The organism is Streptosporangiales bacterium (assembly GCA_009379825.1).
Lineage (GTDB): Bacteria > Actinomycetota > Actinomycetes > Streptosporangiales > WHST01 > WHST01.
On record WHTA01000128.1, the window covers coordinates 1 to 9,195 of the forward strand.

10 protein-coding genes and 3 pseudogenes are annotated in these 9,195 nt (G+C 67.7%); 5 read left to right on the forward strand and 8 right to left on the reverse strand.

Translation table 11 applies throughout. The annotated features are described in order from the left end of the window. The 3 genes and pseudogenes from GEV07_29715 to GEV07_29725 form a co-directional block, all read left to right on the forward strand. A partial coding sequence (locus GEV07_29715; GenBank protein ID MQA06705.1) for a LysM peptidoglycan-binding domain-containing protein occupies positions 1 to 2,667 on the forward strand: 2,667 nt, incomplete at its 5' end. A 108-nt stretch (positions 2,668 to 2,775) separates the two neighbouring features. Beyond that, positions 2,776 to 3,766: pseudogene (locus GEV07_29720) on the forward strand (DUF3179 domain-containing protein). A 196-nt stretch (positions 3,767 to 3,962) separates the two neighbouring features. Beyond that, a complete protein-coding gene (locus tag GEV07_29725; protein MQA06706.1) occupies positions 3,963 to 4,391 on the forward strand; it encodes a hypothetical protein in 429 nt (142 codons plus the stop codon). Positions 4,392 to 4,473: 82 nt separating this feature from the next. Here GEV07_29725 and GEV07_29730 read toward each other — a convergent pair whose 3' ends face one another. The 5 genes and pseudogenes from GEV07_29730 to GEV07_29750 all read right to left on the reverse strand — a co-directional run bounded on the left by GEV07_29730 (position 4,474) and on the right by GEV07_29750 (position 7,126). Beyond that, positions 4,474 to 5,391 carry a cytochrome P450 gene (locus GEV07_29730; GenBank protein MQA06707.1) on the reverse strand — a complete coding sequence of 306 codons (918 nt, stop codon included), beginning with the start codon at positions 5,389 to 5,391 and terminating at the stop codon, positions 4,474 to 4,476. Positions 5,392 to 5,401: 10 nt separating this feature from the next. Then, on the reverse strand, positions 5,402 to 5,602 hold the full coding sequence (locus tag GEV07_29735; protein ID MQA06708.1) for a hypothetical protein: 201 nt from the start codon (positions 5,600 to 5,602) through the stop codon (positions 5,402 to 5,404). A gap of 142 nt (positions 5,603 to 5,744) precedes the next feature. Further along, positions 5,745 to 5,858: pseudogene (locus GEV07_29740) on the reverse strand (aldo/keto reductase). A 15-nt stretch (positions 5,859 to 5,873) separates the two neighbouring features. Next, a complete protein-coding gene (locus GEV07_29745; protein ID MQA06709.1) occupies positions 5,874 to 6,647 on the reverse strand; it encodes a hypothetical protein in 774 nt (257 codons plus the stop codon). Next, a complete protein-coding gene (locus GEV07_29750; protein MQA06710.1) occupies positions 6,644 to 7,126 on the reverse strand; it encodes a hypothetical protein in 483 nt (160 codons plus the stop codon). The genes GEV07_29745 and GEV07_29750 overlap by 4 nt, the downstream gene beginning before the upstream one ends. On the opposite strand from GEV07_29750, the pseudogene GEV07_29755 reads away from it, so the two are divergent. After that, positions 7,110 to 7,496, forward strand: a pseudogene (locus tag GEV07_29755) (helix-turn-helix domain-containing protein). The gene GEV07_29750 and the pseudogene GEV07_29755 overlap by 17 nt on opposite strands. Positions 7,497 to 7,557: 61 nt before the next feature. Continuing rightward, complete coding sequence (locus GEV07_29760) at positions 7,558 to 8,091, forward strand: IS630 family transposase (GenBank protein ID MQA06711.1); 534 nt, start codon at positions 7,558 to 7,560, stop codon at positions 8,089 to 8,091. Positions 8,092 to 8,098: 7 nt separating this feature from the next. Here the strand turns inward: GEV07_29760 and GEV07_29765 are convergent, their stop codons facing one another. From GEV07_29765 to GEV07_29775, 3 genes are read right to left on the reverse strand one after another with little or no spacing between them, the layout of a single operon-like run. Next, a complete protein-coding gene (locus GEV07_29765; protein MQA06712.1) occupies positions 8,099 to 8,299 on the reverse strand; it encodes a hypothetical protein in 201 nt (66 codons plus the stop codon). Between the two features lie 36 nt (positions 8,300 to 8,335). Next, a complete protein-coding gene (locus tag GEV07_29770; GenBank protein ID MQA06713.1) occupies positions 8,336 to 8,761 on the reverse strand; it encodes a hypothetical protein in 426 nt (141 codons plus the stop codon). Between the two features lie 7 nt (positions 8,762 to 8,768). Beyond that, complete coding sequence (locus GEV07_29775) at positions 8,769 to 9,164, reverse strand: methylmalonyl-CoA mutase (protein ID MQA06714.1); 396 nt, start codon at positions 9,162 to 9,164, stop codon at positions 8,769 to 8,771. Positions 9,165 to 9,195 lie beyond the last annotated feature (31 nt).

Genomic DNA, 9,195 nt, shown 5'->3' on the forward strand with positions numbered 1-9,195 from the left:
CTAATGACCCGGGACGACGGGCAGCTTTTCATCGCCACCCTCACCTACCTCGCCTGGGCGTGTTGGGCGCTGCTGGCCATCCTCGTCGTCCTCGAAGGCCTCGCCCAACTACGCGGACGACCCACCCCACACGTCCCCGGGCTAGGTCCGGTGCAGTGGCTGGCCCGCGTCTTGGTCAGCGGTCTGACCGCCGCGGTCCTCGCCGCACCAGGCACCCTCGCCCGATCCCCCACACCGCCACCGCCGGCACCGGCCGCGGTGGCCACCGCGCCACCCGCTCCTACCACCAGCACGCCAGGTCGGCCAACCCACGGATCCGCCGTCGAGCCCGTCGCCGACCATCACCCAACCCACGCCTCCGCCGCCCCCGGCCCGCACGCGATCTACATCGTCCAACCGCGAGACACTCTGTGGGGGATCGCCGAAAGACGGCTCGGCGACGGCCACCGCTACGCCGACATCGCCGAGCTCAACTACGGCCGGCCCCAACCCGACGGCAGTCAGCTCACCAGCAGCCACTGGATCCGCCCCGGCTGGCGGCTCCTCCTCCCCGCCGACGCCTCACCGGACGCCACCGGGACCGGCCGCTGGTACACCGTCACCGACGGCGACACCCTCCGCGGCATCGCCACCCGCCGACTCGGCGACGCCGACCGCTACCGCGAGATCGCTCGCCTCAACCACGGCCGCGCCCAGCCCGACGGTGGCCGGCTTACCGACCCCGACCTCATTCGCCCCGGGTGGCGACTGCTCCTCCCAGACACCGCTCGGGAGGACAAGCCGCCTTCGTCGAGGCGACCGAGCAAGCCCGCCGACCGCAGACCGTCCACGCCCCCGCCGTCTCAGGCCCCATCGACGGCTTCGCCACCCGCCTCTTCGCCCGCCACCTCGACACCGAGCGCTCCCCCGTCGACCACCCAGGCGTCCCCCGCTACCGCTGAGCCCGGCGACCACCAACAACGACAGGTGATCTCCCTACCATCCGGTGCACTGGCCAGCGGCACGCTCGCCTCAGTCATCGGTGCCGCGATCACACTGATCTTCCTGCGTCGTCGGCGCCGCTACCGGGCCCTGGCCGACCCGCCAGTCGCCCCCACCGGTCCCGAAACCAATCCCACCGCGCAGCGGCTGCGCCGCGCCTACCTCGCCGATCTCCCCACCGACGCCGACGAGGAACAGGGCGCCATCAACCACGGGCACACGCGCCGCCACGGCAGCGCGGTCGCCGGCGACGTCCCGATCGCTGCGCGAGACGGTGAAGAAATCACCGTCACACTGCCGACGCTCGAGGGCCTCGCGCTCAACGGCCCCGGCGCCGACGCCGCCGCACGAGCAGTACTCATCACCCTGATCGCCACCGACACCACCGAGATCGTCACCACCGAGGCCGACCTCCGACGCCTCCTCTGCGTCGACGACACCGCCACCGTCCCGCTGCCGCCCGCAGTCACGATCCTGCCCACGCTCGCTGCCGCCGTGGAGCATATGGAAACCGAGATCCTGCACCGCAGCCGCCTCCTCGCCAACTACGACATCCCCGACCTCGACACCCTCCGCCGCGACCAGCCCGACGAACCCCTCAGCACGCTCGTCCTCCTCGCCGGCACCGCCGACCGGGACAACGCCCGCCTCGCTGCCGCCCTCATGCTGGGCCGCAACTACCACATCGGCGGCATCGTGCTCGGCAACTGGACGCGCGGCACCGGTTGCCACATCGCCACCGACGGGCACGTCACCACCGCCACCGGCCCCTACAGCCATCAACTCGACGGGACACGCCTGTTCCAGCTCCCCGCACCCGACAGCACCGACCTCCTCGCCGTACTCGCCGCCGCCACCACCCCCAACGACGAACACGCCACCAACGCCCCGCAGCCACCCGCCCACGAACCACGAGCACCATCGATCACCGCGCCCGACACGACCACCGCGAACGCGTTAGTTCAGCTCGACGTGTTCGGCACCGTCCGGGTGTCCGTGCACGGCGTAGAAATCGCGACCGGCGTGCGCACCAAGGCCCGCGAGCTCCTCGCCTACCTCGCCACCCAGCCCGACGGCATCACCCTCGACCACGCCATCACCGACTGCTGGCCCGACACCGAACCCGACCAGGCCGCCAACCAATTCCGCACCGTCATCGGCAACATCCGCGACACCCTCCGCAACGCCAGCGGCGCCCGCCACGCCAAATTCGTTATCTACACCGCCGGCCGCTACCACCTCGACACCCACACCTTCGACGTCGACCTATGGCGATTCACCCACCACCTCCACCCCAGCGACGAACAAGACCCAATCGACAAGCTCACCCAGGCGCTGCACGTCTATCACGGGAAGTTCACCGACAGCCACGACTACGCCTGGGCCGAACCCCTGCGTGAATCACTCCACCGCAACGCCATCGACGCCCACGCCCGCCTCGCCGAACACCATCACCACGACGGCAACACCGAACAAGCAATCACCGTCCTAGACCACGCCATCACACTCGACCCCTACAACGAAGACCTCTACCAACGCAGCATCCAACTCCTCGGCGAACTCGGCCGCACCGACGCCATTCGCCGCCTCTACCGCCAACTCCAGAACCGACTCGCCGACCTCGACGTCGACCCCGACCCCGCCACCGAGGGCCTCGCCAGCCAACACCTCAACCGGTCCCGTTGAACAGCGATGGCGAACTGTGATCCGGCTCACTTATCCATGACTAGCTCAGTCATACCGTCGGATACATGGGGGGAGCCGACACGCACCGCGCCAGGGGCCCCGGCGACCATGAGCCGGCGTCAGTTCCTGAAGGGCGCGGCCGTGCTGGCTGGCGCCGCGGGCCTCGTCGGTGCCGGGGTATGGCAGTTCGCTGACCGGTCGAGTGACGCACCGGCGACCGGATCGGCTACCGGGGGGACGGGGCTGGACGTGCTCGCCGAGAACGTGGTCTCCGGTGGGCCCGGCAAGGACGGCATCCCAGCGATCGACAAGCCACGGTTCGTCGGCGCTGCGGAGATGGAGCTACAGGACGACGATGACCCGGTGTTCGGGTTGACGTACTGCGGTGTCGTCCGGGCTTATCCGCAGCTGGTGTTGGTGTGGCACGAGATCGTCAACGACCGCATCGGCGCCGAGCGGATCTCGGTCACGTACTGTCCGCTGACCGGCTCGGCATTCGGCGTACGCGGCGGGACCGAAGGAAGGCCACTGACCTTCGGCACGACCGGTCAGCTGGTGAACTCGAACCTGTTGATGTACGACCGGCAGACCGATTCGGAATGGCCGCAGCTAGCCGGTACGACGATCCGCGGCCCGCTACGGGGTAGGCAGCTGGACATGGTGCCGCTGGTGTGGTAGACGTGGAGCCGCTGGCGCAGCGTGCATCCCGACACCAAGGTGCTGTCCGCCGCCACCGGTCACGTCCGGGACTACGGCCGGGACCCGTATGGGTCCTACGCACCGCTGCGCGGTTACTACCGCGACGACGATCTGCTGTTCCCCGGTGCTCCATGACAGCGATCGGTTCGACCGCAAGCAGGTGGTCATGGCAGTGTGGGTCGGCGGCCAGACAGCCGCGGTTGCGAAGGATGAGGTCTCGCGGCGCGGCAAGATCGAGTTCACACTCGCCGACACGCCACTGGTGGCAATCTGGGATGACCAGCTCGCCACAGCACGAATCCGTCGTCGCGACGGGAACGGTGCGTCGGGAGTGACCTACTTCGACGTGATGTGGTTCGCCTGGTACGCCTTCCATCCGGACACCGAGGTAGTCAGGTGATCTCGCCGACTCGGTGGTCGCCGCTATCCAGGTCGCGCCGGCTCGGCTCGGCCAAGCTTGGGCACGGCGACGGTGTCGTCGCCTCGGTATCAGTGCCGGCGTTGTTCTCCTCTTCTTCTACCTGCAAGCGGTCGGCGACCTCACCATCTCGTCGACAGCCAACAGGTACGGTGATTCGCCAGCTGTCGCCGTCGCCGTGGACTGGATCGGCAAGCTGACTGCGACGCGAGCTCCGTACCTGTTCGAGCCGGTCGTGAGCATCCGACCTGCGTCGTGGCTCGTCGTGTTCGTCAGTCCCGGGAACCTGCTACTCGGCGGTCTGCTCGCCACGTTGCTGGTCCTCAACGTGACGCTGTCCGCGCACCAGGTGTCCGCCGCACGAGCGTGTCGCGGGACGATTTTCGGGCGGCTGGTCGCTGTGCTTCCTGCCTTCGGCGTCGGCCTGGCCCGCTGCGCTCCGACTCTTCTGCTGGCGGTCGGCACCGGGTTCGCCGCGGCTTTGGCTCCGGTGTTCCTGCCGCTGCGCGGCTGGTTGTTCTCGCTATCGGTGGCGTTGCTGCTGACCACGTTGCTTCGGACCGTCGCCCGCTCACCGGCAGGCCCGTCGACGGTGGCGCAATGCTGATCGGCGAGCCCTGCTGTCGGGGTCGACGCGCGCGCACCATCCGCTACTACGAACGCATCGAGGAGCTCGATCCGGTCGTCGATCATGGTCGCCGGCGGAGGTGGACGAGCAGTGGTTGCGCCGCGTCGAGCATCGACTCGACCCCGTTCGGCTCGTCCGCGAGGGCGAGCTCGGGGAAGCGGCATAGCAGTGTGTCGATGGCGACCTCGGCTTCCAGCTTCGCCAGTCGGGCACCGAGGCAGAAGTGGATACCATGGCCGAACGCGACGTCCTGCGTCCCGTTGCGGTGGATGTCGAAGGTATCCGGGTCGGTGAAGGCGGCGGGGTCGTGGTTCGCGGTGGTGAGCGCGACCGTGACGTGGCTGCCCCTGGGTATGGTGACGCCGCCGATGGCGACGTCGTCGAGCGCGTACCTGGAGATGGCCGGCACTGGCCCGACGTGCCGTAGCAGCTCGTCGAAGGCATGCGGGACGAGAGCGGGATCGCGGCGGAGCTCGGCGAGCTGGGCGGGGTGGCGCGGCAGCGTCCGCACACCGCCGAGGATCAGGTGCACGGTGGTGACGTGTCCTGCGGCGAACAGGATGCCGGCCATCTGGACGAGTTCGACGTCGGTGAGCTGGTGGTCGCCGTGTGCGGCTACGAGCTCGGTAAGCAGGTCGTCGGTGGGGGTGGCGCGCCCGGCCTCGATCAGCGCGGTCATCTCGGTGGCCACTGCGTCCATTGGAACCATGCTCGCTGCCCCGGCCTCGGCGATCAGACGGTCGCGGATGTCGCTGGGGACGCCGAGCACATCGGCGATCACGCGCACCGGGAGCGGGAACGCCAGCGCCTCCAGCAGGTCGACGTCGTCGCGGGATGCGGCCGCGTCGAGCAGCTCGTCGGCGATCTCCTGCACTCTGGGGCGCAGGGCCTCGACCCGGGTGGCGCTGAACCCCCGCACGACGAGCTTGCGGAGCCTCGTGTAGTCGGGCGGGTCGACGGCGATCATCGTGTGGGACATGCCGCCAGCCTCATACACGTCGTCGGACCCATTGGCATAGGCGCGGGTGTTGCTGAGCCGTGGCTTGACCAGCGCGGCCCGGACGTCGGCATAACGGGTGACGACCCAACGCTCGACGCCGTCCGGACTGTCCGTGGCCGGGACTCGCCGGACCGGTCCTGGTTCGACGGCGGCGCCCAGCGGGTACACGCAGCGGGAACCGAGGCTTCATCGGTGGTGTCCATGGTGACTGTTCCTCTCCTCGGTCGTGCCTGGTGGGACGGCTACGGACGTCGACGTCCGGCTCGGTGGTCGAGGGGATCCGGCCGTATGCGACGTCGAACGGGAACTGCGGTGCAGGATCGCTCGGGGATATCCTTGTCCGCTCGCCAACTCTGGTCGTTGCCGAAGGTCATCGCACCGAGCGCGAGCGGCGACACCCGCAGCCCCATCGGTCCCAGCAGATGGTAGGTCGACAGCTTCGTCATACCGGTCCTCTCGACTCACTCGTCAGTGAAGCGGTACGCCTTGGCGGCGAGGGCGAAGGCGACCAGCAGCCAGCCGACACCGACGGCCACTTCGAGGCCGTAGGCGGTGATGCTGTTCCCGTCGAGGGCAATGCCGCGGATCGCCTGGATCGAGGAGGCGAACGGGACCGCCCACGGCACGATGTCGGGCAGCGGTCCCGGCAGCGCGGCGATCGGGTACGTCGCGCCGCTGAGGAAGGCGAGCGGCAGGCCGATGGCGCCGCTGACCGCGTTCGCCGACTGTGGGTTGGGCAGGAAGCCGGCGATCGCGAACGCGAAGGCGAGCGCGGTGAGCACGACCATGCCGATGAGCAGTACTGCCCAGAGCAGGTTGGTTGTGAGCCGGATGTCGACGCCGACGAGCTTGCCGACGGCGAGCACCAGCGCGCCGTTGGCGACGCCGAAGACCACGTACGTCACCATCTGCACGGCGACGACCAGCGGTGCGCACACCGGGGTGACGGCGAGCCGGGTGAGCACGCCTCTGGCGCGGTAGCTGGCGGCGAGCGCGGTGACGATGTCCTGGAACAGGTGCGCGGCGAGGAAGGCGGCCATGCCAGGGATGACGAAGTCGCGGAAGTCGATGTGCTGATCGCCGGTCCCCCAGTCCAGGTTGTTCATCAGCGCAAATACCAGCATCAGTGCAGGGCTGTAGACGAAGACATACAGCACGCCGCGCGCGCGGAACACCATGGTGAAGCTGGCCCGGAACAGTGGCAGCACGTGGGCGGGGTTCATCGCATGCCTCATCTCGTGAATCGGTACGCCCGCACCGCGAGCGTCAACATGACCGCCAGCCAGGCGGCGCCGAGCGCGAGCTGCGGACCGAAGTCGGTGACCGGCTGGGCGTGCAGCGTGATGCCGCGGGTCGCCTCGATCAGGCCGGTGTACGGCAGGAAATGCGCCGGCCTCTCCAACCAGTCGGGGAAGGCGGCGAGTGGGTACATCGCGCCGGTGAACAGGAACAGCGGGAACATGGTGAACGTGTCGACCGCGTTGGCGTTGGCCGGCGTCTTGGTCACCCCGGCGATGACGAACGCGGTGCTTAAAGATGTTTCGGTAATAGGGTGAGTCGTTGCCGTGGTTCGGGGTGTTCGGGTGCGACGATGTTCGTGTGGCTGCGATGGTCGGTCGAGGACCAAGAAGAAGCAGACTCGTGGCACGAGGCGGGTTGCTGCTCGTCGTGACTTCGAGGCGTTGAAGACGCGGCGGATGAAGGCGGCGGACATGTTCGCCCGCGGTAAGCGTCAGGTCGACGTGGTCGCCGCGTTGGGGGTGTCGGCGCAGACGGCGTCGCGGTGGCACCGGGCGTGGGTCGCCGAGGGCAGGAAGGGGCTGGTCGGTGCCGGGCGTGCCGGCCGGGTGCGCAGGCTCAGCGATGCGCAGTTGGCGCAGGTTCAGGCCGCGTTGGAGAAGGGCCCGCGGGCGAATGGGTTCGCGACCGAGATGTGGACGTTGGCGCGGGTGGCGGAGGTGATCGAGGTGGTGACCGGGGTGCGGCACAGCCAGACCCAGACCTGGACGATCCTGCGCGAGCGGCTGGGCTGGAGCCGGCAACGACCGGCGCGGCGTGCCGCCGAACGTGACGACGAGGCGATCGCTACCTGGGTCAAACAAGACTGGCCGCGGATAAAAAAGCGCGCGGCGCCGCGGCGCGTGGATCGTCTTCCAAGACGAGAGCGGATTCTCCCTCCTCCCGCCGGTGAGAGGCACCTGGGCGCCGAAGGGAAAGACCCCGGTACTGCGGCACCGGTTCTCCTGGACCAGGATGTCGATGTCCGGTGCGCTGGCCTACCGACCGGGCGCCAGCGAGGCCGCCCTGGTGTTCCAGATCAAGGAAGGCTCCTACAACACCGAGTCATTGATCGAGTTCCTCACCGAACTACATACCCACTTCGGCGGCGAGAAGGTCACCTGGATCTGGGACAACCTGTCCGCCCACAAGTCCAAGCAGATGAAGACCTGGATCGCCACCCAGCGGCACTGGCTGGTCGTCGAGCGCCTGCCCGGCTACGCCCACGACCTCAACCCGATCGAGATGGTCTGGGGCAACCTCAAGAGCGTCGAGCTCGCCAACCTGTGCCCCGACACCATCGACGAGGCCCACACCGCCGCCGAGTCCGGCCTGGGACGGGTCGGCAGCAGCTACACCCTGTGCTACGCGTTCCTCGCCCACACCGGCCTTTCTCTATGACCACTAGTCACTCAATTTCCGAAAGATCTTTAGAAACACCGTGAGACTCCACTCCACGGAGATCAGCCGCAACCAAGGCATCGGCGGAGCGACGAGCATCCGTGGATGGAAAGCCCACCGACTCGAAGATGCTCTCCACGGTCGCCCGCAGTGCTTCAGGACTCACGAGAAGGTAGGGTTCCTGCTTGGGCACATCGGACGCATTCATTCTGGGTCCTTTCCCGGTGCCAGTCCGTCTTCCCTGTCAAGCAGGATGAGCCGTGCCTTGAGACGTGTCCCGGCTAGCCGTGGAGCGGATGAACACGTGGGGGTCGACAAAATGATCGCTCATACGTAACCGGTCACCCAGCAGCGCGCCGGAGTGATTCGACGACGGATCGATGGAGAGCACAGCGACCTCTTGGCCCCGTTGCCGCTCAGCTCCGATCGGCGCATTGATCAGCGCATTGATGAGAGTCGACTTACCTACGCCGGGTTGCCCTGTGAGCCCGACGGGCCGCGCACGTCCGGTCCACTTGAACACTGTTCCGAGCAGTCCCGCACAGCTTGGGTCCTGGTCCTCGGTCAGAGTGATCGCCCGGGCAAGGGCTCTTCGGTCGCCGGCAACGATTCTCTGCACGAGATCTCCGGCCGCGGTGCTCACTTGCGCATGAGTCGCGGGCTCGGGCATCGTACGCTCACGGGAGTACCCTCGCGGTCACGTTGCCTTTGATGAAGGAGACCACCTTGTCCATCGAGGTGCCTGGTCCGAATACGCCAAGCACACCCAGGTCTCGTAGCTCTTCAATGATCTGCGGCGACGTTATGCCACCGACGACCAGAAGCACGTCGTCGAGGTCACGCTCCTGCATGGCGTTTACCACACGACGCGTCAATGGCACCACGGCGCCCGAGAGAATACTCAAACCAAGGACGTCTGCATCTTCCTGCAAGACTATCTCGCAAAGTTCATCGGGAGTACGGCGCAGTCCTCCGTAGATGACCTCCATACCCGCGTCTCGTAGGCCTTGAGCGATCACCTTGGCTCCGCGGTCGTGACCATCGAGTCCAACCTTGGTGACTACGACCCGGATGGGACGCTCCCGGACTTCGTGTCGTGGATAA